The organism is Falsirhodobacter sp. alg1 (assembly GCF_000739715.2).
Classification (GTDB): Bacteria; Pseudomonadota; Alphaproteobacteria; order Rhodobacterales; family Rhodobacteraceae; genus Falsirhodobacter.
Window position 1 is genome coordinate 24901 of record NZ_BBJC02000008.1, and the last position, 22882, is coordinate 47782.

Below are 22882 nucleotides of genomic sequence, written 5' to 3' on the forward strand. Positions count from 1 at the left end.
ACAGGGTGGTTTTGCAACGACACCATGAAGAAGGCGCGGCCCGGAAGGGCCACGCCATGCAGATGATCGGTCTGGCGGATAAACCTCAGAACGTTTTGGTGTCGTGCTCGTCTGCGGCCCGGGTTCCGGCCTCGGTCAGGCGATCGGTTGCAGCACTTGCCTCTTCCTTGACGCGGCCAACCATATCCTCGCCTGCGGGGGTCTTTTCGTCCACGGCATCAGCGGCTTCATTGGCCATGCTGACAGCCTCGTTCGCGACAGCACCCGCCACGGCTTTGGCCTTGTCCATCTGCTCTCCGGCCATTTCCTTGGCAGAGGCGACGACGGCGTCGGAATGCTCACCCATCAGATCGTCTTCAACCTTGGTGCTTGGCAGCAAACCACCCAGACCCAGACCTGCAGCAAACCCAAGAGCTGCAACTACCAACGGCTGCTCTTTCACGAATTTCTCGACCTGACGGGAGAAATCTGTGCCGTTGCGGAGCGCATTCTCACGAAGGCGGGCAGCGTGGTCACCTGCCTGATTGCGGACGTCATCTAGACGCGCACTGGCATTCTGTCCGTATCCGGTGGCGCTGTCCTTCACGCTATCCTTCATGTTGCCGGCGGCATCCTGAAGATCATGCAGCTTTTCCCGCGCACGATCCGCCATCGACGGGCCGGAGGCATCATCATGCGACGTATTATCATTCAGCGCCGTACCGGTGTAGGTCTGGGTACCGGTGGTAACCGGGCGCGGATTCAGCGTGTCCGAAACAGGTGCCGGAGTGGCCGTATACGAGGGTCGCGGGTCCGGCGTATAATCCAGCCGCGATGCCGTATTCTGGGCCGGGCTGCGATTGTTGCTGGCCATCATCCATGCAAGACCGATTCCCGTCAGGATCAGGGGGACCGGATTGTCGCGTACGGTCCGACCCAGATTGCGGCTGACCTCGCCCCCGTTTTTCGTGACCGACTGGACAACGTTATCAACGATGGTCTCTACCGAGAAACGGTCCTGCAGGGCTTCGATCGTGGCCGAGATATTGTCACGGGTCTGGTCGACTTCGCGTTCGATGTCATGGGCGCTTTTGGAGCCCGGGTTTGTTGTATCGCTCATCACACTTTATCCTTGATCATGGCGGCGTCCTTGGACACCGAATCTGCTGTGCGGGCGGGGGCGAGATTGGTCGCCTTCAGATCGTTCACGCCTTTGCTGATCAGGATCAGCGCGATCACGGCAAACACACCACCGACGATCAGGGCCGACCAGCCAACGCTCAGTCCGGCAGCGTGGATGGCGGCAACGATGGCAAAGGCCAGAACAATCAGTGCAACCAGAACAATCACCAGACCCGCTGCGATCTGCCCGACGGCAGCCACGGCCTGGGTAGCCTTTTCACTGGCTTCGGCCCGCAGCAACTGGATCTCTTTGCGGAACAGATTGTTCACGTTGCCGACCAGATCACCTACGAGATTGGTTGCGGATTTATTGACTTGATCATCCATTAAAACGCTCCTTCGCATAGGGGTCTACGGAATAGGCCGTCGTGGCCGGCAATTGGCTCTCGACCTCCGGCTTGTTTTCCCCGGCCCGAATGAAGCGGGATACGACAAGGCCCGCTAAAACAGCGCCGCCAATTACGGCTGCCGGATTGCGACGACCGAAGCGGGTTAGGTTATCCACGATTTCCGAAATGCTGTGGTCGTTCATTGCACTGGAAAATCCACCCACGGCATCAGAGGCCTGCATGAACATCTGGTGCTGGATCGATCCTTCTTCCAATTCGCCGGCAGCTGCACGCAGCGCCTTGGAAGTGCTGGAGATTTCATCAGCAGCGCGTTCTTTTGCAGCTTCTCCACGCTCGGCGGCGGCGTCTTTTGCATCGGACAGGCCAGCCTTGGCCTTGTTCTTCAGCTCATCGCTTTCACGCGAGAACTGGGTCTTAACCTCATCGGCTTTTTGTTTGAGATGATCGGAACCGGAGCTCCCACCGTTCGTGGAAAAATCGGACATGTCTCTCTCCAAAAGTTGCGTTGATTAAAATCAGCGACAGGCAATATGTTGCGGTTATCTCTCCGCGCTTGGAGTAAAGAAAACTGGTGCCGTATATGTTCCGATTTTGATGCTGTTTTTTAATCAGCATAAACCGGGATATTGCAGTTGATGCGATGTTCAATCGTACTATGGGCAATCCGGTTATTGCCGGGATTGCCTCAGGGCGGGCAATAATATGCAATGGATATGGTGGGTTGAGGGAATAGCCCGGTGGTCCTGCCCCTCAATGGTGCAGGGCGTGGGCCCGATGGGGATTTCCGCCAGTGATGCCGCATTCGCGGGCACATATGCCTGCAAGCGATGTTTGCACTGGAAGGCTTTGCCCGAAACCTCAAGTTTTTGCGATCAATTATCATTTGCATGCCTACTTGCGAATGCTTCGCAATATGCCTAGCGTCATCCCCAGCAAATCAGGAGCGATCATATGCGGAACTCCCCTATTCGGCTGGCACTTGCGTCATTGTTGATCACATCGGCATCGGGATTGGCGGCACAGGCCGACACGGGCCATAAGCTGAAAGTCGTTACCACCTTCACGATCCTGCAGGATATGGCACAGAACGTTGCCGGTGATGCGGCCGATGTGGTGTCGATTACCAAACCGGGCGCGGAGATCCACGGTTATGAACCCACCCCGCAGGATATCGTCCGGGCATCGGATGCAGATCTGATTCTTTACAACGGATTGAACCTTGAACGCTGGTTCCAGCAGTTCATCGACAATCTGGGGGATATCCCTTCGGTGGTGCTGACGGACGGGATTGACCCCATTTCCATTGCGGCAGGGGAATACGAAGGTTTGCCGAACCCTCATGGCTGGATGGGGCTGGAGAATGCCTCGATCTACGTGGACAATATTCGGGACGCATTGTCGGAATACGATCCGGAGAATGCCGATACCTATGCGGCCAATGCCGAAGTCTATAAGGATGAAATCGAGGATACCGTCGGCCCGCTGCGCGAACGGATCCAGTCGGTGCCCGAAAGCAGCCGCTGGCTAGTGTCCTGCGAGGGGGCATTCAGCTATCTCGCAAAGGACTTCGGCCTGCAGGAAGCCTATCTGTGGCCCATCAACGCCGATCAGACGGGCACCCCGCAGCAGGTCCGCAGCGTCGTGGATGTTGTTCGCACGCATAAAATTCCGGCAGTGTTCTGTGAAAGCACCGTCAACCAGGCCCCCGCCCAGCAGGTCGCCCGGGAAACCGGCGCAAATTACGGCGGCATGCTTTACGTTGACAGCCTGAGCGCGGCAGATGGCCCCGTGCCCACCTATCTGGATCTGCTGCGTATCGATGCCGAAACGATTGCGGATGCCTTGGCCCCGCATAACAACTGATTGACCAGAGTTTCCGGTCATAATGCCTGTCGGGGGCATGGATTTCCGGCAGGCGCGCTACGTTCCATACGACAATCGCGATCAAAGGATAAGACGATGCCCGACCAAGCCAGAATGCACGCCTCTCCCGATGGGGGGAACGATATGGCGGGGGGCATCATGGCGCGTGATGTGACGGTAACCTATCGCAATGGCCATACCGCCCTGCATGATGCCACCTTCGAAATTCCACGCGGGACAATCACCGCGCTGGTCGGGGTGAATGGGGCCGGCAAATCGACCTTGTTCAAGGCCATCATGGGATTCGTGCCCACCGCGCGGGGCGAGATAAAACTGCTGGGGCGCTCGGTCAAGGAGGCGCTGGCGGCCAATCTGGTGGCCTATGTCCCGCAGGCCGAAGAGGTTGATTGGGCCTTTCCCGTGCTGGTAGAAGATGTCGTGATGATGGGCCGTTATGGTCACATGGGCTTCCTGCGCCGTGCCAGCCGCGCCGACCATGACGCGGTAGAGGCCGCACTGGGACGCGTCGGGATGAGCGATTTTCGCAAGCGCCAGATTGGTGAACTGTCCGGCGGGCAGCGCAAGCGGGTCTTTCTGGCGCGCAGTATCGCCCAGAACGGGCAGGTCATCCTGCTGGACGAACCCTTTACCGGTGTCGATGTGCAAACCGAAGAACGGATCATCACATTGCTGCGCGAACTGAAAGAGGAAGGGCGGGTCATGCTGGTCTCCACCCACAACCTCGGCTCGGTGCCGGAGTTCTGCGATCGCACCGTTCTGGTGAAGGGGACCGTTCTGGCCTACGGGCCGACCGAAACGACATTTACCCGCGATAATCTGGAAGCGGCCTTTGGCGGCGTGCTGCGCCACTTCACCCTGGGCGGCGGCGATCTTCACCATGATGACGACAGCCGCGAGGTCCGGATCATCACCGATGATGAACGTCCCTTCGTGCAGTATGGCGAAAAGCACCGGACGGCCGCTGCCGAACCGTCCGACGAAACGAAGGAGCGGTTCCAGTGATGCAGTTGCTGTTAGAGCCGTTTTCCTACGGCTACATGTTCAACGCCATGTGGGTATCCTCGCTGGTCGGCGGGGTCTGTGCCTTTCTGTCCTGTTATCTGATGCTGAAGGGCTGGTCGCTGATCGGGGACGCGCTTTCGCATTCGGTCGTGCCCGGTGTGGCTGGGGCCTACATGCTGGGGCTGCCCTTTGCATTGGGGGCGTTTGCCGCAGGGGGGCTGGCCGCAGGGGCAATGCTGTTCCTGTCCGACCGTTCGGGGCTGAAGATCGACGTGATCATCGGCATCATCTTCACATCCTTTTTCGGGCTGGGCCTGTTCATGGTATCGCTGTCGCCGATGTCGGTCAGCATCCAGACAATCATCATGGGCAATATCCTTGCCATCACCCCAAGCGATACGGTGCAACTGGCCATAATCGGATTTGTCTGTCTGGCCGTGCTGTTGTTGAAGTGGAAGGACATGATGGTCGTGTTCTTCGACGAGAACCATGCCCGTACCATCGGCCTGCACCCCGAGCTGCTGAAGGCGGTCTTCTTCGTGCTGCTGTCGGCTGCCATCGTGGCCGCCATGATCACGGTCGGGGCGTTTCTGGTCATTGCCCTTGTGGTGACGCCGGGGGCCACGGCCTATCTGCTGTGCGACCGCTTTCCACGCCTGATCGTGGTCTCCGTTCTGATCGGGACAATTACCAGTTTCCTTGGCGCCTACATCAGCTTCTTTCTCGACGGGGCCACGGGAGGGGTGATCGTGGCATTGCAAACGGTAATCTTTCTGACCGCATTCGTCTTTGCCCCCAAACACGGCATGCTGGCTGCCCGCCGCAAGGCCGCCCGCGCGCTGGAGCGGCTGCCCGAAGCCGCAGCGGAGGTACGCCCATGATCGATGCACTTCTGCTGCCGTTCCAGTTTCCGTTCATGCAGAACGCCTTCTGGATATGCCTGTTCGTGGCACCACCGACGGCCTTGCTGTCCTGTTTTCTGGTTCTCAAGGGCTGGGCGCTGATGGGGGATGCCGTCAGCCATGCCACCCTGCCGGGCATCGTCCTGGCTTGGATCCTGGGCCTGCCGCTGATTGTCGGTGCCTTTGCCGCAGGAATGCTTTGTGCGCTATCCACCGGGTTTCTGGCGCACAACAGCCGGATCAAGCAGGATACGGTCATGGGGGTCGTCTTTTCCGGCATGTTCGGGGTGGGCATCATCATGTACACCTCCATCCACACGAACGAGCATCTGGACCATGTGCTGTTCGGCAACATGCTGGGGGTCGGCACCACGGATCTGTGGACCTCGGGGATCATCGGAGCGCTGGTGGCTTTTGTCCTGCTGTTGAAATGGAAAGATCTGCTGTTGCATGCCTTTGATCCGGCGCAGGCGCAGGCCTCGGGGCTAAGGACCGGTGTTCTGCACTACGGGCTGCTTTGTGCCTTGTCGCTGACCATCGTTTCCACGCTTTCCTCGGTAGGGTTGATCCTTGCGGTGGCGCTGCTGGTCACGCCGGGGGCAATCGCGTTCCTGACGGTGCGCAGCTTTGGCCCGATGCTGATGGTTTCCTTCGGGGTATGTCTGTTCGCGATGGTCAGCGGCACCTATGCCAGCTTCTATATCGACAGTGCCCCCGCCGCCACGATCGTCCTGATTTTGACAAGCATGTTCATTCTCGCCTTTTTGCGCCGGATGGCCTCTACCCGTCGTACATCACGCCAGGCAATCCGGGATGAAGCTGCGGAACGCGCGCTGGGCCGAACCAATGCCTAGGACTGCAGCGGCGGGGGCGACGGTCTGCGCGCCCCCGCCGCATGCACCAGAATCGCCCCCGATGATGGCGAGATCAACCGCCAGATCATGATCCAGCGGCGGTCCGGGCGCTGCGGTGGCCCGCCACAGAATGCCTTCGGCTTCCATACACACATTCCGCCATAATCAAGCAGTTGTCAGGACCGGACATTCACAGAGCCCGAGTGTATCGGGGGGACACGTGGCGTGGTCCGGCACATATGGCGCCGGACCGTCAGTATTTTAGAATCCGAGGGCCATGCCGTCCTTGCGGCTGTCGGAGCCCCCTTCCAGCGTGCCTTCGGCTATGCGGATGGCCTGACTGCCCCCGATCGGGCTGCTGACAATTTTCAGGCTGTGGCCCCGTGCGGCCAGATCGGCCTGCACCTCGGCGCTGATGGTCGGTTCGATTTCCAGCTGCCCGCCGGTGGCAAAGCTGCGGGGGGCGTCCATCGCCTCCTGCAGGCCCATGCCGTCATCCAGAACAGCGGACAAGAAGGCGGCATGGCCGGTTGCCTGATAGTGCCCACCCATCACGCCAAAGGGCATTTCCACGATGCCGTTGCGCGTGACCATGCCGGGGATGATCGTATGCATGGGGCGTTTCATCGGGCCGATGGCGTTCGGATGCCCATCGATCAGGCGGAAAGAGGCGCCGCGGCTGTGGAACAACACGCCTGTGACCGGATCGACCCGACCTGATCCGAAGGGGTGGAAGACCGAATTGATGAACGAGATGGCGTTCCCCTCCGCATCGACCACACACAGATAGATGGTATCCTTGTGTTCCGGTTCATCCCACAACGCGGGTGCGCCGGCCCGTGCCATATCGATCCGGTCCCGCAGGGTCCGTATGACGGCATCGGAAAGCAGTTGCTCGGCAACCCCCTCACAATGTGCAGGATCGGCGATCAGGGCATCGCGGTGATGGTAGGCGATCTTGGTAGCCTCGGCCAGAAGGTGGATACGGTCAGCCTGCGACATGGTTGCGGTGTCGAAGCCCTCGATGATCTTCAGGATCATCAGCGCGGCCAGACCCTGACCATTCGGCGGGCATTCATGCACCGTGGCCCCGCGGTAGGTGGTGCTGATCGGATCCACCCAATGCGCCGCCGTGGTGGCTGCGGAAAAATCCTCGGTGGTATGCAGGCCCCCCAGAGATTGGAGGTGGCTGACCATCGCCGCGCCCGTATCGCCCTCGTAGAAACCGGCAGCTCCCTTGGCGGCAATCTCGCGCAGGCGGGCGGCCAGCAGGGGTTGTGCGTGGCGTTCGCCAGCGACAGGGGCGCGCCCGTCGGGAAGGAATACGGCGGCGGAATGGGGGTCGGCCGCGACGGTGGCGGCATGGGCCGCCCAATCCAGGGCAACACGCGGAGTAACTGGATAGCCGTCTTCGGCATATCCGATGGCACGTGCGAACAGGCGTTCCAAGGGGAGGGAGCCGTGATCGGCATGGACAAGGCACCACGCCGAAATGGCACCGGGAACAGTAACGGAATGGGGGCTGGATTGCGGAATTTCGTCGGTCAGCCCCGCATCCTTCAGCGCCTGAACGGTTGCGGCGGCGGGTGCGCGACCGGAGCCGTTCAGCGCCTTTACCGTCCCGTCAGCTGCAGCATGAAGGGCAAAGCAATCGCCGCCGATGCCGGTCATCAGCGGATCGACGACACATTGGACAGCCACGGCGGCGATGGCCGCATCAACCGCATTCCCCCCGGCCGACAGGATATCCAGCCCGGCGGCAGTGGCCAGCGGGTGCGATGTTGCGATCATCGCCTTGCTTGCCAGGGTGGAAGGGCGACGGGCGGAAAAGAAGTCAAACATTTGCAAAGCTCTGTGTCAGGGGATGAAGGCAGGCAGCCGCCCGATGGTCATTCAGACGCAACAAAGCGGGGTCCGTCAATCGGCAGTCTGCCTGGGCATAGGCGCAGCGCCCCGAAAAACGGCATCCGGGGGGCAGGTCGATCGGGCTGGGGATTTCCCCCGTCAGGGGTTCGGCAAGTGGAGCGAAGAATTCGGGGGCTGCCTTGCGCAGCGCGCGGGCATAAGGGTGCGCGGGGGCATCCAGCACGGCCCGCGTCGGCCCTGTCTCGACGATCCGGCCCAGATACATGATGGCGATTTCTGCACAAAGATAGCTGGCAACGCCAAGATCATGGGTGATGAAGATCAGCGTCAGCCCCATTTCCGCCTGCAGGCGGCGCAAGAGGTTCAGTAGTTGCGCCTGACTGGAGACATCGAGCCCCGAGACAGCCTCATCCGCGACCAGCACGGTCGGCTCGGAGGCAAGGGCACGGGCGATTGCCACCCGACGCACCTGCCCGCCGGACATTTCGGAGGGAAAGCGCCCGGCAACTTCGGGTGCCAAGCCGACCCGCGCCAGAAGCGCCCGAACCCGCGCGGGTGCCTGCGCCGCGGTACAGATCCCGAAATGGCGCAAAGGTTCGGTGATCAACGCCTCCACGGTCATGCGGGGGTTCAGGCTGCCCCGTGCATCCTGGTACACCATGGCCACATTGCGGGCGAATTCGCGGTTTTCGGCGCGAACCTGTGCGATGGGCCGCCCCTGATACAGGGCCACCCCCTCGGTGGGGGGCGTCAGCCCCAGAAGCACACGCAGCAGGGTGGATTTGCCCGATCCGCTTTCCCCCACCAGGGCGATGCTAGCCCCTTGGGTGATCGTGAGGCGCACACCGTCCAGGGCGCGCAGCCCCAGTTTTTTGCCCTTGCGGCGGATTTCAAAGGTCTTTTCGACCTCGCGCAGTTCGAACAGGGGGGTCATGCGGCGTCCTCGGGGTGCCAGCAGGCCAGATCGCGGCCTGCAACAGGTTGAAGGGGCGGGCGTTCGGCAGCGCAACGGGCATCGGCGCGGGGACAGCGGGTGGAAAAGCGGCACCCGGCGGGCATCTGGTCATAGGGCGGAACGCTGCCTTCGGGCGGGGTCAGATCCTCGGTGCCGATTTCGATTACGCAGGATTGCAGCAGGCGGGTGTAGGGGTGGCGGGGATCGCGCAGCACCACCTCGGTCGGCCCGGCCTCCATCACCTGACCGGCATAGAGCACAACAATCCGGTCGCAGGACTGGCTGGCGAGGGCCAGATCGTGCAGCACGAAAATGCAGCTGGCCCCCCGTGCCCGTGTCTGTTCCAGTATCAGGCGGATGATCTGTGCCTGAATCGTCACGTCCAGTGCAGAGGTCGGTTCATCCGCAAACAGAAGATCCGGATTGCAGGCAAGGGCGATGGCCACCATCACGCGTTGCTGCATCCCGCCCGAGAGCTGGTGCGGATAGGCCGTCATCCGGCCCTCGGCATCATTGATCCCCACGCTTTCCATCAACGCCACCGCGCGCGACCGTGCCTCGAATTTCGAAAGGCCCAACTGGCGCCGGAGGACCGAGGCCAATTGCCGGCCCACGGTGAACGAAGGGTTGAGCGCGGCCCCCGCATCCTGAAACACCATCGCCAGCTTGCGCCCCCGCAGGGCGGCCCAGCCACGCTCGGACAACGACAGAAGGTCGGGCTGGTCATCGAAGCGTGCCGTGCCGGAGGTTGTTGCGCTGCGCCCCAGCAGGCCCATCAGGGCAATCGCGATGGTGGATTTTCCGGCCCCGCTTTCCCCGACCAGTGCAAGGGTTTCTCCTTTGGCGAGGGTAAGGCTGACACGATCGAGAATGCGCTTCTCGCCGCGGTCCAGTGTCAGGTCGCGCACATCCAGAAGAATATCGTTCATCGGCCCTGCCTCAATTTCGGGTCATATTCCTCGCGGATGCCGTCGCCCATGATGGCCAGGGCAATCAGCAGGGCTGCAAGAGCCAGTCCAGGCATTCCCGACATCCACGGGGCAAAGCTGACGAACCCGCGACCTTCGGAAATCATCAGCCCCCAGTCGGGGGTGGGCGGTGTGACACCGATCCCCAGAAAGGACAGCGATGCCGACACAAGAACCGCCTCTGACACCCGGACTGTCACCTGCACGCAAAGCGGAAAGATGATGTTCGGCAGGATATGCCTGCGAATGATGTGCAGACGGGGAATGGCCATCAGGCCAGCCGCCTCAACGAACAGCTGCGATTTCACCTGCAGCACATCGGATCGGACGGTGCGCGAAAACGGCCCGATCATCGACAGACCGACGGCCAGCGTCACCTTGTCCACGCCCTGCCCCAGCAGGGCTATGAAGGCGACCGCAAGGATCAGCGAGGGCAGGGCCAGAATGGCGTCGATGATCCGGACAAGAACCCATTCCACCCACCCCTTGGACAGGCCGGCAGCCACACCGAGGATCAGCCCGCCCGTTGCCCCCAGCAGGACCGAGCCCAGCCCGATCAGCAAGGCATATCTTGCCCCGTGGATGATGCGGGACAGGATATCCTGACCATAGCTGTCGGTGCCCAGAAGGTGGTCGCCCCCGGGGGGCTGCATCATGGCATCAATGGATTGGGCCAGCGGATCATAGGGCGCGATCCAGGACGCAAAGGCCGCACAGGCGATGAAGAACAGCACTACCAGGCAGGCCAGCGTGAAGAAGGGCCTGCGCCGGAAAATACCATGGGAGGTGCCGCGTTTGCGCGGAACGTCGATGACGGCCATCAGCGTGTCCTCAATCGCGGGTCAAGAAAGGGGTAGGACAGATCCACCAGCAGGTTCACGAAGATGAACATCAGCGCAGTCAGCATGACCCCCGCCTGAACCAGAACATATTCACGCCCCAAAACGGCATTCGTCAGCATCTGGCCCAAGCCGGGCAGGGAAAAGACGGTTTCGGTCAGTACGGCCCCCTGCAGGATGCCGCCCAGTTGCAGGCCGACGGTGGTCACCAGCGGCATCATGATGTTGCGCATCCCATGGACCCATACGACACGCCATTGCGGCTCTCCACGGGCGCGGGCCGAAGCGATATAGGGTTGCTCCATCACCTCGATCATGGCAGCGCGGGTGACGCGGACGATCATGCCGATGAAGAACGTGGAAAGGGTCAGCGCCGGCAGCGCCAGATGCCACATTCCCGCTGCGAAATCCTGCCACGGGGGCACGAACCCCATCACGGGAAACAGCCCGAAGCGGACAGCCAGGAACCAGATCAGAAGAATACCGAGAAAGAATGACGGAAATGCCGTCAGGGTCAACGCGCCTGCCGCGACGACCGTATCCAGAACTCCGTCCTTGCGAACGGCAGAGATGACGCCAAGGGGTACACCGATCAGCAGCGCCAGAAAGATGGAAGCTGCCGTCAGTGTCAGGGTGACGGGAAGGGCCTCATGCACGACATAGGTGTAGATATCGGCCCGCCCGACATAGGAGGTGCCCCAGTGTCCCGTGACGAAATCGCCCAGCCATTGCACGTATTGCGCAAGAAACGGCTGGTCGAGGCCAAGCTGTGCCCGCATGTCGTCATAGGTCTCCTGCGAGAACTCCGATCCCAGCATCAATACCACCGGGTCTCCGGGGGCCAGCTTCAACAAGGCGAAGCTGGCGAAGGAAACGATCAGCAATACCGCAAAGGTCTGGGCAACCTTCTGGCCGATATGGGCAAGCATCAGCCAAGGCTCACGGTATGCAGGTTCAACAGATCGGCAGGGATGTATTCGAAACCCTGCACGTTGTTGGTGAAGGCCTTGTAGATCGGCAGGTGGGCCAGCATCGCCACGGGGGCGCTGTCCATCAGGATATCTTCTGCCGCATGGTAAAGCCCGGCACGTTCGGGGACGTCCAGAACCACCTGCGCTTCGGTGCAGAGACGATCGAATTCCGGATCGCTCCATCCCCAGTAGTTCCAGGATCCGCCGGTCTTGAACTCGGGAAACAGGGTTTCGTCCGGATCCAGATCGGCCACCCAATCGAAGTCCAGCATGTCGAAGTCGCGATCCTTCATGCGTTGAACCCATGTGGCGGATTCCAGAAGCTCCAGTTTCACCTTGATGCCGATTTCGGCCAGCATGGGGGCGATGACCTGCGCCACTCGCGTGCCGACGGGGCCGCGTTCGGCCATGAGGTATGTCACCTCGATCTCATCCTGATTGGCGGCCAATGCGCGATATTCCTTGGCCTTTTCCAGATCGAAGAAGTGTCCGCGTCCGCTCGTGGCAATGTCGGGGTCGAAATATCCCGTCATGGGCGGTGAAATCGGGGTGTAGGCTTGCTGGGCCAACCCGAAGTAGGCCTGTTTCATCAGGGCATCACGGTCGATCGCAAAGGCCACGGCGCGGCGCAGGTTCACATCGTCGAAGGGGGCCCGCGTGGTGTTCATGCCGACGTAGCTGTAGTTTCCTTCGATCTCGCCATAGAGGGTGACGTTCGGTACGTTCTTCAACTGCTGGACCAGTTGCATCGGACAATCGTTCATCCCCTGCACCTGACCGGAGACGAGGGCAGCCACGGCCGTGGTCGGCTCGTCGATCAGCATGAAGGATGCGCGGGCCAGTTTCGGCAGGCCCGGTTCGAAATAATCGGGGTTGGCCTCCAGCTCGATCGAATCGTTTTCACGCCATGATACGAATTTGAAGGGTCCGGTGCCGACCGGATTGCGGCCGTAATCCGCCCCGTATTTCTCAACGGCGGCCGGGCTGACGATCGTGCCGGCGCGGCCTGTCGATCCGGTCAGCGCAACTGGCAGGAAGGCATAGGGCTGGGTAAAGCGAAGCCGAATGGTAAGCGGGTCAACGATTTCGATCTCTTCCAGCAGCTCCAGCTTCCATGCATGCGGCGAGGCAGGGGTGCCTTCTTTGACGCGCAGCAGCGAGAACTTGACGGCCTCGGCATCGCAGGGTGTGCCATCATGGAACATGACGTCCGGGCGCAGTTTGAACAGGTGCGTCCGGTCATCCTCGATATCCCATGTCTCGGCCAGATCGGGCTCGAAGCTGACAGCCTCCCCATCATAGGCGACCTTCAGAAGGCCGTTATGGATGTTGTTGATGATCTGGACCGCAGCCAGAAAGAAGGTGAAATGCGGGTCCAGCGTATCGATATGCTTGACTGCCGCGATCTTGATGTGCCCGGCCTGCTGTGCGCTGGCCTTGCCGGGAAGAAAGCCGCCGACAGTGGTGGCCAGAAGGCCCGCGCCCATGCCTTGCAGCAATGTGCGGCGCCCTATGCGCTTTGCGATATGGGTAGCGAGGATGCTTTTGTGATCGATCGATACGTCTGCCATGTCGAAGTCTCCACTGTTGCCGGAGGTCTTTGTGCCATTCTGCGCGGATCGCAGCCGGGGATGCAGACAGATTGGTACGACTTGTATACATATGGGAAAGACAGGGTGCGATATTGGCGTGGGCTTCGGATGTATGAGTAAAAGATCAGCAGATATTCTGTATAATGCCTTAATTGAGCGCATCATGTGTGGCGATCTTCGATCCGGGGATGTGTTGAGCGAGGTCGCATTGGCAGCAGAATCAGGTCTGTCCCGCACCCCTGTCCGTGAGGCGCTTCAACGTCTACGCCGCGAGAATGTGCTTGGACCCGGTCCGCGCCGTACTCTTGTGGTACGCAACATGGCGCGCAGCGATCTGCGCGTGTTGTTCGAGGCGCTGGGCGAGGTGGAGGGGATCTGCGCGAAGCTGGCCACCCAACGCATGAGCGAAGGGGACATTTGCGCCTTGGAACGCATCGTGACGGAGGGCGATGACTTCCCCGAAAATTTCAATGACATCAACGCGCGGTTTCATGCGGCGCTGCATGCCGGAGCGAGGAATCCCGTTCTGCAGGATGTTCTACGTGATCTGCAGCTGCGGTCCCTGCCGCTTCGGGCCATGCAGTTCCGCCTGAAGGAGGGCAGGGTGCAGACCTCGCAGGATGAGCATCGCCAGATCGCCGAGGCCATCCGGGACCGCGATGCCGGACGGGCCGAACGTTTGATGGTGATGCATGTCGCAGCAACCCTGCAGGTCGTGCTGGAGATAGATCTGGCCTGGGCAGAGCAATAGGCGGTTGCCCGTCCCGGAGGCGGGCAACCGGATTGTACCGTGTCAGGCCGTGCCCAATGCAGGCATGCCGATATCCCAGCCTGCGGCAAGCGCCAGCGCCTTTTCCGCATCCGCATCGTTCAGCTTGGCACGGTATTCCCGCATTGCCTCTCCTTCGGTATTCGCGCCGAAATCATGGGCAAGCTGTTCGTAGGCCAGCGCAAGAACCGGATCTGCGGCTACACTGCGCCCCTCGTCATAGGCGCGGCCAAGCCACCGCATCGCATCCGGCACGCCGTGTTCGGCCGCCTTGTACAGCCATTGCAGTGCGTCGGCGTCGCTTGGGTCCAGCCCTTCGCCATTCATGTACATCAAGGCGATATTCAGGAATGCGGTCGGTTCGCCGGAGTTGGCCGCCCGCTGATACCAGCTGATGGCCTCGTCATAATCCTGCGGAACACCCCAGCCCATATGGTACTGGCGGCCCACATTGATCTCTCCGGCGGGGAGGCCCATTTCGGCGGCCTGCAGGAACAGGCGCAAGGCTCTTGCCTGATCCTGCGGAATGCCGTCGCCACTGTTGTACATATTGCCGAGGTTGATCATCGCGGCTGGATACCCCTGATTTGCCGCCAATGTATAATAGTCCTTGGCCTGAAGGGGGTCCGGTTCCAGCCCGTAGCCACCGGACAGGATCAGTGCCAGAACGTATTGCGCTTCGGGAATGCCCTTATCCGCCGCAGCGCGGAGCAGTGATGCGGCGTGGACCGGATCGGCCTCGGTACCTTGGCCCTGAAGATACATTTCGCCCAGACGGTAGGCCGCAAGCGCATGTTCGGGATCCGTGGCCAGTGTCTTCTTGTACCATGACACCGCAAGGGAATGGTCCTGCGGCACATCGTCTCCGATGTCTTGGATATTTCCCAGATTGAACATGGCATTCGGAACACCCTGATCGGCGGCCCGCTCGAAATAGCTGATGGCGGTGGCAATATCGCGATCGACCGCCAGCCCCTCACGGTAGCATACGCCCAAAGAGTTCAGGCCGCCGCCATGGTTCTGGGCTGCTGCCTTTTTCGCCCAGGCGATGGACAGGCTGTAGTTCTGCGGCACCCCGAAGCCGTGGAAGTGAATGCGCCCCATCTGGCATTGCGCCTCAGCATTGCCCTGGTCGGCAAGGGGTTCGAAGATCGCGCGCGCGGTTTCATACCTTCCGTCGTCCAGTGCCTTCATTCCTGCCGCAACATTTGTGGCCGGTTCGGAGGAGGTGCGGAATGCGCCCATGATCCGGCCCAGAAATGTGCCTTTCGGGGGCTGCGTCATCGGATGTCCTTTCGCTGTCTTCGTTCCGGGGGCGGCATGATCCACCCCGTTGCCCCTTTGCTATGCAAGGTGGCAAGGGATGACCAGAGAGGGGCAGGCCTGCCGGCCTCGGGGCTCTGAATCCGGCATAAATCCGCAGATAACAGAGATTTCAGGCGATGATGTTGCTTTCACCTGCGCTGCCGGGATGCTTTCCCGTAATATATCCGGTACAGCGCCGCCCTTCGACCAAGCACGACGCTTTGACATTTCCGCTGTTCCTGCCACTATCAAGGCGGAACCCTCACAGGAAAAATCGGATGACAGATCCAAAACCTTCCGGATCCTCTGGAAAATTCTCGCTGACCGGCCAGATCATGGTCGCAATGGCGCTCGGTATTGTAGTTGGGGTGATCTTCAACACAATTCAATCCGATTTCATCAATACGCATATTGTTGGCGGATTTTTCGCAATGATCGGCGCGATGTTCGTCAACGCGTTGAAGATGCTGGTTGTGCCGTTGGTGTTCTTTTCCCTGATCGGCGGGGTCACGGGCATCGGTGATGTGCGCGTTCTGGGGCGTGTCGGGGGGAAGTCGTTCGGGCTTTATCTGTTCACCACCGCATGTGCCATCGCGATGGCCATTGTGCTGGCTGAAATCGTCGGACCGGGCGCCGGATTTGTCATGGACGGGATCGACACCTCCATGGTCGAACGTGCGGCCGCCCCGTCGGTCTGGAGCGTATTCGCCAATATTGTTCCGACCAACCCGATTGCGGCCTTTGCGAATGGCGACATGCTGCAGGTGATTTTCTACACCGTGGTGCTGGGTGTCGCGATCCTGATGATGGGGGATGCCTCTAAGCCGTTCGTTGCGGCATGCAGCTACATGAACGAGCTGATGATGCAGGTTGTCAGCATCGTCATGATCTTTGCGCCTTACGGGGTGTTCTGTCTGATTGCCAAGACCTTTGCGGAACAGGGTATCGGGTTGTTCCTGCCGGTGCTGGGATATGTGTTTACACTGGTGCTGGCGCTGCTGATCCACCTTTACGGCACGCTTTCGCTTTTGCTGAAGCTGCTGAGCGGTCTGAACCCGATCACCTTCATGAAGAAGATGCGTGCGGCGCAGGTATTCGCATTCTCTACCGCCAGTTCCAATGCCACGATCCCCGTCACTTACCGTGCCGTGACCAAGCGTATGGGTGTGGACAAGGGGGTTGCGTCCTTCTGCATTCCGTTCGGGGCAACGATCAACATGGATGGCACTGCCATCATGCAGGGCGTGGCCACGGTGTTTCTTGCGAATGTCTACGGGATCGATCTGGGGCTGGGCGGATATCTGACCGTGATCGGCATGGCTGTTCTGGCCTCTATCGGTACGGCGGGTGTGCCCGGAGTCGGCCTTGTGATGCTGACAATGGTGCTGACGCAGGTCGGACTGCCGATCGAGGGGATCGCGATCATCCTCGGGGTGGACCGTCTGATGGACATGATCCGCACTGCGGTGAACATCACGGGGGATGCCATCGTTACGACCATCGTCGCCAAGGGAGAGGGCAAGGTCGATATGGCGGTCTTCAACGATCCCGATGCGGGGCTGGTCGATGATACGCCGCATCTGCCGCATGGCACTGCAACACATCCCTGATACATGGCCCCCGTCCTGAACGACGGGGGCCTTTTCAGATCGTAACGGTGCTCTCCGGTCAGAAGGCGGCCAGTTCCTCACGCAGCCAGGAAATCAGCGCATCGGTCTCGGCATGGTTGCCACGCCGGATCCCACGGAACACCGAGATCTCGGTGGGGCGGGAAACCGTTTCGGTGCAGACACGCACCAGTTTGCCATCCGCAATCAGCCCTTCGACCGTGCGCCGCCAGCCAAGTGCAACGCCTTGCCCCGCGACGGCGGCCTGCAGCACAAGGGGGAAACTGTCGAAGCTGGCGACCCGCCGCGCCTTTGGGGCAGGGTGGCCTATGGCAGCGAACCAGTCGGGCCAATCCATCCAGTCCTGCGGTATCACCTGATGTGACAGCAGCGGCAGGTCCGACAATTCCATAAGTGAACAGGGCAGCGTCTTATGGGCCATCAATCCGGGCGAGGCGACGGGAAACACTTCGTCCGGGGCCGTGAAGACCAGCCGTGCCGAACCCGATGGCCTGCCGCTGGTCTGCATGGCCACATCGAACGGTTCCGTGGTGGTGGTCAGCGGCGCAAGCGAACTGACCACCCGGACCTCTATGCCCGGATGCCTTTCGTGAAAACGGGCAAGGCGGGGCATAAGCCAATAGAACGCCTCGCATAACTGACAGTGCAGGATCAGCCCCCCGATATTCTGGCCGCCGCGCAGTCGGGCCGCCTCGGCGGCAATATCGGCCAGAGCCGTGCTGACAACGCGGCCGAAGGCACGTCCGGCCTCGGTCAGGAACACCGAGCGGTTCCGCCGCTCGAACAGCGGCATTCCAAGATCGGCCTCCAGCGCCGCGATCTGCTTGCTGATGGCCGTCTGCGTCAGCCCCAGTTCATCCGCAGCCGCGGTGAAGCTTTCGTGGCGCGCCGCAGCCTCGAAAGGGACAAGGCGCGAAAGGGGGGGCAGTTTGGGATGATCCATTCCATATCCTCATGGATTGGTCCTGAATAGTCATTTTACGACGGGCAGGCAATCTGCTTTCCCTCATCCATGGCATGGATCGTGGGAACAAACAGGCGAATGGATGGGCGCATGCAAGGTATTGCCGCCATTCTTCTTGCTGTTTTTCTGCTGTCGTTTTCCGATGGGCTGGTCAAGCTGATCGGGGCGCGGTTTGGCCTGGGGCAACTGGTATTGCTGCGATCGCTGGTTGCTGTGGGCCTGTTGGGCGGAGCCATGCTGGTATTTGCCCGGGCGGAAGTGTCGATGTTCCGCCATTCCGGATGGGTCTGGGCGCGCAGCCTGTGCCTGGCCGCAATGTGGCTGTGCTACTACGCGGCATTGCCGTCCATGTCGTTCGCGCTGGCAGCGGCCTGTTATTATACAACCCCCGTGTGGATGGCCCTGATGTCGCGGCTTATGCTGGGCACGGTTATCAGCCGCCGCCGGTGGGGTGCCATTTTCCTGACGATGGCGGGTGTGATCCTCGTCGTTGACCCGGATCCTGAAAGCCTTTCGCCTGTTCTTCTGCTGCCCTTGGCGGCGGCGGGGTTCTATGCGCTGTCGGGCATCATCACGTGGCGCAAGTGCCAGCAGGAGACACCGGGCGTGATGGCGCTGAACCTGAACCTGTGTCTGTGCATCCTGTCCGGTCTTGGCATGATCGGTCTGGGCATCCTGCGCCCCGAGGGCGCGACCGGATTCGTGATGGCGGTCTGGCCTGTGCTGGAACCGGCGGACTGGCTGCTTGTGGCCTGTCTGGGGGGGCTTCTGGCAATAATTTCCGTTGCGGTGGCCATGGCGTATCGTTTGGCGCCGACCCCTGTGGTCGGTATGTTCGATACGGCCTATCTGGCATTCGCGGCCCTTTGGGGAGGTGTGCTGTTCGGGGCAGTGCCTGCATACCACGAGGTGGCCGGAATGGCCGTGATCGCGGCGGGGGTTGTTCTTGCCAGCGGGGGGCGTGTTCCCCGGCGGTCACCCCATTCCATGGTGCCCGTCCTGCCGGGCGGGATGCACCGCGGGGTCTAGCCTTGCAGGCCTGTCCGCGCCCTGCCTGCCATATATGTGGCGGGAAATTCCCGCAGGCCGTTGCGCGGCGGAACCAATGTCAGATTTCTGCCGGACATATCGTTGGTCAGCCTTTACAAGTTGGCAGGTTCCTGCTGAACACACGAGCGGTGTCTTTTGTGCCGCTGCATGTTCGTGCAATGGACTTCCAATAAGAGCGGGGCGGCTGAAGGCTGCGATCCGCCTAGAGCAGGAGCAGAGTTTCGAGTTGTCAGATCGATATGCACGGACACGTCCTGATCCACGTTCGGCCAAGGTTGCAGCATTTCAGGTGCGCGGACGTTTTCTGACCGCGCTGGCCCTGCGGATCGATTCCGCAAGCGCGGATGCCGAATTCTATGCGCAGCTGGATGAACAGCTGGGTAAGGGGCGGCAGTTGTTCATGGGGGCGCCGATCGTGCTTGATCTGGCCAATGCGCCCGACTTTGCCGACCATTCGCGCATGCGCGATCTGGTCGAGAAATTGCGGGCCCGTGATCTTCAGGTGTTCGGAGTGCAGAATGCGCCTGCGATTGATGCCCGCCAGTTGCAGACGCTGGGTTTGATCACCCTCGCGCCGGGGCGCGAAGCCCCCGTGCCGCGCGATACGAATCCCGCGCCTGCGGTGGCGCAGACGGTCACGCAGGCTCCTCTGGCCGAAAACAAGGTCATCCGTACGCCTGTCCGCTCCGGTCAGATCGTCGTGGCCGAACATGGAGATTTGACGATCGTCGGTTCCGTCGCGTCAGGTGCGGAACTGGTCGCTGCCGGCAATATCCATGTATATGGTAACCTGCGGGGGCGGGCGATTGCCGGCTGTCATGGAAACGAGAATACCCATATCTTCTGCCAAAGCCTGAATGCCGAACTGGTTGCCATCGCGGGCGTCTATCAGACCAGCGAGACCATTGAAGACACTGCGCGTGAACGTAATACGCATATCTACTTAAAAGACGAAAAAATCTGCATGGAGGTGATCGCATGACGACGGAACTGAAAGACAAGCCGCCCTTGGGGCGGGTCATCGTGGTCACGTCGGGCAAGGGGGGCGTCGGAAAGACCACGTCATCCGCCGCGATCTCTGCAGCCCTTGCCAAGCAGGGCTTCCGCACCGTTGTCGTCGATTTCGATGTCGGCCTGCGCAACCTCGACATGATCATGGGATGCGAACGCCGCGTGGTGTTCGATTTCATCAACGTCATCCAGGGTGACGCCAAGCTGAAGCAGGCGCTGATCAAGGATAAGCGGCTGGAGACCCTGTCGATTCTGCCCACCTCGCAGACCCGCGACAAGGACGCCCTGACGAAAGAGGGCGTGGAGCAGATCCTGAACGAACTGAAGACCGAATTCGATTACATCGTCTGCGACAGCCCCGCCGGGATCGAGCGCGGCGCGCAGTTGGCAATGTATTACGCGGATGAGGCTGTTGTCGTGACGAACCCCGAGGTTTCTTCGGTTCGTGACAGCGACCGGGTTCTGGGCCTGTTGAACAGCCAGACCAAACGCGCGGAGACCGCGGATGCGGAGCCGATCAAGGCGCAGGTTTTGATCACCCGTTATGACCAGTCGCGCGTCGATATCGGTGAGATGATGACGGTCGAGGATGTGCTGGAAATTCTGGCGGTTCCTTTGCTGGGCGTCATCCCTGAAAGCAAGGCGATCCTTCGGGCGTCGAACGTCGGTACCCCCGTCGTATTGGACGGGCCATCGGCCGCGGCGCAGGCCTATGAGGATGCGGTGACGCGCCTGACGGGAACCGAGCTGGAAATGCGTATTGTCGAAGAGCGTCGGCCCGGCCTGTTCCGGCGGATGTTTGGACGTGCAACATGAGCTTTTTCAACTTTGGACGCAAAGGGCGCCAGCCAAAGACAGCCCAGACTGCCAAGGACCGGCTGCAGATCCTTCTGGCGCATGAACGCAGCAGCGGTGGCCCCGAGGGGGCCGATTACTTGCCGATGTTGCAGCGCGATATCGTTGCTGCAATCCGCAAATACGTTCCGATCGGTGATAAGGATGTCGATGTGCGGATGGAGCGTGGTGATCAGATGTCCAGCCTGGAGATAAACATCGAATTGCCCAAGGCTGCGGCGCCTGCGAAGAAATGATGAAAAGGGCGCGACCGGTAACAGTCGCGCCCTTTTGCTTCAGCGGCCCTCGACCGTGCGGATCAGGAGGTTGATCTCCTCGGCGATGAGCGGGCCGTGATCCTCGGGGGTGAAATGTTTGCCCCCTTCGATCCTGCGCAGGGGGGCCTTCAGATCCCTGGCCAGCCGCTCTCCATATTCGATCTTCTGGAAATCATCTGCGACGCCCCAGACAATCCGGGTTGGAATGTTCAGCAGGGGCAGTTGATCGGCAATGGACTGTGTATCTTCAACCTCAAGGGACCGCGCCTGCCAGACGAATGCCTCGGCACCGCCATGCCGGTCATAATGGGGGGCATGGGCTGCGAATGCGGCTTCGGCTGCCGTTTCCGTTTCATGGCCCTGTTTGAACATCATCTTCAGCAACTGATGCAAGGACCCGTCAGGGGCGTGCTTCAGAATGGAGCCTGCCATGGAAACGCCCTTGATCATCGGGACGGGCCATGAATCATAGCAGATGGCATTCGTCAGAAAGAGGCCGCTGACCATTTCCGGGTGACGTGCGGCAGCAATCTGCACGACGCCCCCGCCCAGATCATGCCCGGCAAGAATTGCGCGGGTGATATTCTGGCTGCGCATCCAGGCGATCAGATAATCGGCCTGTGCCGACACCGAAATGTCACGATCCTGACCCTCGGGAATGGAGGCGCCATATCCGGGCATTTCCCACGCAAGAACGCGGCGCCCCTGAATATGTGGTGCCACATCCCGCCAAAGCGCGGGGCATGTTGGAATGCCGTGAACAAGAATGACGGCTTCGCCTGCGCCTGTTTCTTCCCAACGCATTTCGATGTTTTCAACACGGGCTGTGCGGCTGTGCATGATGTGATCCTCTGTTCCATTCTTGGCAGGAAAACACGGGGTCGCGCATGCTTGTTCCCGGATCCCCCGGAATGGTGATGGATCGATTGGGAATGTGCCGGTGGCATCTTCCATAGGTTCGGGGTGGGGATTCTCCAGTTCATCGTCCGATTTGGCGGTCGCCCTATCGGTTCTACTGGTTGGTTTTCGTTTGTATCGTTTGTTTGTGGGGCGGGGTTAGCTACTAGATGGTGTTTTGTTTTGCGTTGATCGCAAGATGTAGTGTTTTTTGATTTATTTTTGTCTGAAGGTGATTTTTCATCATTTTGTCACTTGCGGGTCCGGTCGCGGTTCCGTAGATAGCCCTCACCGAAGACGAGACGCCGGTTGGCGGAACGGAAGCGGGACCGGAGATGCGGTTAAACAAGTCTCCCTGCTCTTTGACATTGATGTATATTCTGAAGGGATATGCGGGCGGTTTGGTTGCTTCGGCGTCTGGATGTTTGCATATTCTGGCTATCTAGCCTTTTGGCGATGATGATAGTTTAGCTTCACTGTCTTGTTGGTTTTTGACTAACGGACAGAAGGTTAACCTGGTTTTTATGACCAGGTTAGATGTGCGAAGGTTTCGACGTCAAGGATAGTCCTTCGGGACTTTCAACTTGAGAGTTTGATCCTGGCTCAGAACGAACGCTGGCGGCAGGCCTAACACATGCAAGTCGAGCGAAGTCTTCSSWYCGAGGTGGAAATGCGTGCCACTGGCGTGACCATAACCATAAGCCCGGGGCAAAGTATTCTGGGCGAGGCGCGCAAGCAACGGCAGGGGCTGAGCTTCAACTGCGCGGATGGTTACTGCGGGACATGTGAAACCGCGGTGATC

General features: G+C 60.3%; 23 protein-coding genes. 11 read left to right on the forward strand and 12 right to left on the reverse strand.

Annotated elements, in window-relative coordinates; all coding sequences use genetic code 11:
* Nucleotides 1–85: 85 nt before the first annotated feature.
* Genes TR36_RS13365 through TR36_RS13375 form a run of 3 tightly spaced genes read right to left on the reverse strand, consistent with a single transcriptional unit; the run spans nt 86 to nt 1996 of the window.
* On the reverse strand, nt 86–1099 hold the full coding sequence (locus TR36_RS13365) for a DUF3618 domain-containing protein (RefSeq protein WP_045388586.1): 1014 nt from the start codon (nt 1097–1099) through the stop codon (nt 86–88).
* Entirely contained in the window at nt 1099–1488 is a 390-nt protein-coding gene (locus TR36_RS13370) for a phage holin family protein (protein ID WP_045388589.1), read from the reverse strand. The genes TR36_RS13365 and TR36_RS13370 overlap by 1 nt, the downstream gene beginning before the upstream one ends.
* Nucleotides 1481–1996 carry a hypothetical protein gene (locus tag TR36_RS13375; RefSeq protein ID WP_062763486.1) on the reverse strand — a complete coding sequence of 172 codons (516 nt, stop codon included), beginning with the start codon at nt 1994–1996 and terminating at the stop codon, nt 1481–1483. Before TR36_RS13375 ends, TR36_RS13370 begins: the two co-directional genes overlap by 8 nt.
* Before the next feature lie 466 nt (nt 1997–2462).
* Between TR36_RS13375 and TR36_RS13380 the strand changes: the two genes are divergently transcribed.
* The 4 genes from TR36_RS13380 (at nt 2463) to TR36_RS13395 (ending at nt 6153) form a co-directional block, all read left to right on the forward strand.
* Complete coding sequence (locus TR36_RS13380) at nt 2463–3374, forward strand: metal ABC transporter substrate-binding protein (RefSeq protein ID WP_045388592.1); 912 nt, start codon at nt 2463–2465, stop codon at nt 3372–3374.
* Nucleotides 3375–3470: 96 nt separating this feature from the next.
* Entirely contained in the window at nt 3471–4397 is a 927-nt protein-coding gene (locus tag TR36_RS13385) for a manganese/iron ABC transporter ATP-binding protein (protein WP_275477450.1), read from the forward strand.
* A complete protein-coding gene (locus TR36_RS13390) occupies nt 4397–5278 on the forward strand; it encodes a metal ABC transporter permease (protein ID WP_153010573.1) in 882 nt (293 codons plus the stop codon). Before TR36_RS13385 ends, TR36_RS13390 begins: the two co-directional genes overlap by 1 nt.
* Nucleotides 5275–6153 (forward strand): metal ABC transporter permease, encoded by an 879-nt coding sequence (locus tag TR36_RS13395; RefSeq protein ID WP_045388598.1) that lies wholly within the window; start codon nt 5275–5277, stop codon nt 6151–6153. Before TR36_RS13390 ends, TR36_RS13395 begins: the two co-directional genes overlap by 4 nt.
* Nucleotides 6154–6414: 261 nt before the next feature.
* Here TR36_RS13395 and TR36_RS13405 read toward each other — a convergent pair whose 3' ends face one another.
* From TR36_RS13405 to TR36_RS13430, 6 genes are read right to left on the reverse strand one after another with little or no spacing between them, the layout of a single operon-like run.
* On the reverse strand, nt 6415–7995 hold the full coding sequence (locus TR36_RS13405) for a gamma-glutamyltransferase family protein (RefSeq protein WP_045388604.1): 1581 nt from the start codon (nt 7993–7995) through the stop codon (nt 6415–6417).
* A complete protein-coding gene (locus tag TR36_RS13410; protein ID WP_045388612.1) occupies nt 7988–8953 on the reverse strand; it encodes an ABC transporter ATP-binding protein in 966 nt (321 codons plus the stop codon). The genes TR36_RS13405 and TR36_RS13410 overlap by 8 nt, the downstream gene beginning before the upstream one ends.
* Nucleotides 8950–9903, reverse strand: a complete 954-nt coding sequence (locus tag TR36_RS13415) for an ABC transporter ATP-binding protein (protein ID WP_045388614.1) — start codon at nt 9901–9903, stop codon at nt 8950–8952. The genes TR36_RS13410 and TR36_RS13415 overlap by 4 nt, the downstream gene beginning before the upstream one ends.
* Nucleotides 9900–10763: an ABC transporter permease gene (locus tag TR36_RS13420; protein ID WP_062763492.1), complete on the reverse strand. Its 864-nt coding sequence runs from the start codon at nt 10761–10763 to the stop codon at nt 9900–9902. Before TR36_RS13420 ends, TR36_RS13415 begins: the two co-directional genes overlap by 4 nt.
* A complete protein-coding gene (locus TR36_RS13425) occupies nt 10763–11710 on the reverse strand; it encodes an ABC transporter permease (RefSeq protein ID WP_045388619.1) in 948 nt (315 codons plus the stop codon). The genes TR36_RS13420 and TR36_RS13425 overlap by 1 nt, the downstream gene beginning before the upstream one ends.
* Nucleotides 11710–13323, reverse strand: a complete 1614-nt coding sequence (locus TR36_RS13430) for an ABC transporter substrate-binding protein (protein ID WP_045388621.1) — start codon at nt 13321–13323, stop codon at nt 11710–11712. Before TR36_RS13430 ends, TR36_RS13425 begins: the two co-directional genes overlap by 1 nt.
* A 133-nt stretch (nt 13324–13456) precedes the next feature.
* Here TR36_RS13430 and TR36_RS13435 point away from each other — a divergent pair, with 133 nt between their 5' ends.
* Complete coding sequence (locus tag TR36_RS13435; RefSeq protein ID WP_045388623.1) at nt 13457–14095, forward strand: GntR family transcriptional regulator; 639 nt, start codon at nt 13457–13459, stop codon at nt 14093–14095.
* A gap of 42 nt (nt 14096–14137) precedes the next feature.
* On the opposite strand, the gene TR36_RS13440 is transcribed toward TR36_RS13435, so the two are convergent.
* Nucleotides 14138–15397, reverse strand: coding sequence for a tetratricopeptide repeat protein (locus tag TR36_RS13440; protein WP_062763495.1), 1260 nt, complete (start codon nt 15395–15397; stop codon nt 14138–14140).
* Nucleotides 15398–15696: 299 nt separating this feature from the next.
* Between TR36_RS13440 and TR36_RS13445 the strand changes: the two genes are divergently transcribed.
* Nucleotides 15697–17028, forward strand: a complete 1332-nt coding sequence (locus tag TR36_RS13445) for a dicarboxylate/amino acid:cation symporter (RefSeq protein ID WP_045388626.1) — start codon at nt 15697–15699, stop codon at nt 17026–17028.
* A 58-nt stretch (nt 17029–17086) separates the two neighbouring features.
* Here TR36_RS13445 and TR36_RS13450 read toward each other — a convergent pair whose 3' ends face one another.
* Nucleotides 17087–17989, reverse strand: coding sequence for a LysR substrate-binding domain-containing protein (locus TR36_RS13450; protein WP_045388629.1), 903 nt, complete (start codon nt 17987–17989; stop codon nt 17087–17089).
* 111 nt (nt 17990–18100) lie between these two features.
* On the opposite strand from TR36_RS13450, the gene TR36_RS13455 reads away from it, so the two are divergent.
* The 4 genes from TR36_RS13455 (at nt 18101) to minE (ending at nt 21162) form a co-directional block, all read left to right on the forward strand.
* Nucleotides 18101–19039 carry a DMT family transporter gene (locus TR36_RS13455; protein WP_237763595.1) on the forward strand — a complete coding sequence of 313 codons (939 nt, stop codon included), beginning with the start codon at nt 18101–18103 and terminating at the stop codon, nt 19037–19039.
* 247 nt (nt 19040–19286) lie between these two features.
* Nucleotides 19287–20042: a septum site-determining protein MinC gene (gene minC, locus TR36_RS13460; protein WP_045388633.1), complete on the forward strand. Its 756-nt coding sequence runs from the start codon at nt 19287–19289 to the stop codon at nt 20040–20042.
* Nucleotides 20043–20068: 26 nt separating this feature from the next.
* Complete coding sequence (gene minD / locus TR36_RS13465) at nt 20069–20887, forward strand: septum site-determining protein MinD (RefSeq protein WP_202814445.1); 819 nt, start codon at nt 20069–20071, stop codon at nt 20885–20887.
* The gene (gene minE / locus TR36_RS13470; RefSeq protein WP_045388636.1) at nt 20884–21162 is read left to right on the forward strand and encodes a cell division topological specificity factor MinE; all 279 of its coding nucleotides are present in this window, start codon (nt 20884–20886) and stop codon (nt 21160–21162) included. Before minD ends, minE begins: the two co-directional genes overlap by 4 nt.
* A 39-nt stretch (nt 21163–21201) precedes the next feature.
* Here the strand turns inward: minE and TR36_RS13475 are convergent, their stop codons facing one another.
* Entirely contained in the window at nt 21202–22023 is an 822-nt protein-coding gene (locus TR36_RS13475) for an alpha/beta fold hydrolase (protein WP_045388638.1), read from the reverse strand.
* Nucleotides 22024–22750: 727 nt separating this feature from the next.
* Between TR36_RS13475 and TR36_RS16435 the strand changes: the two genes are divergently transcribed.
* A partial coding sequence (locus TR36_RS16435; RefSeq protein ID WP_153010574.1) for a 2Fe-2S iron-sulfur cluster binding domain-containing protein occupies nt 22751–22882 on the forward strand: 132 nt, incomplete at its 3' end.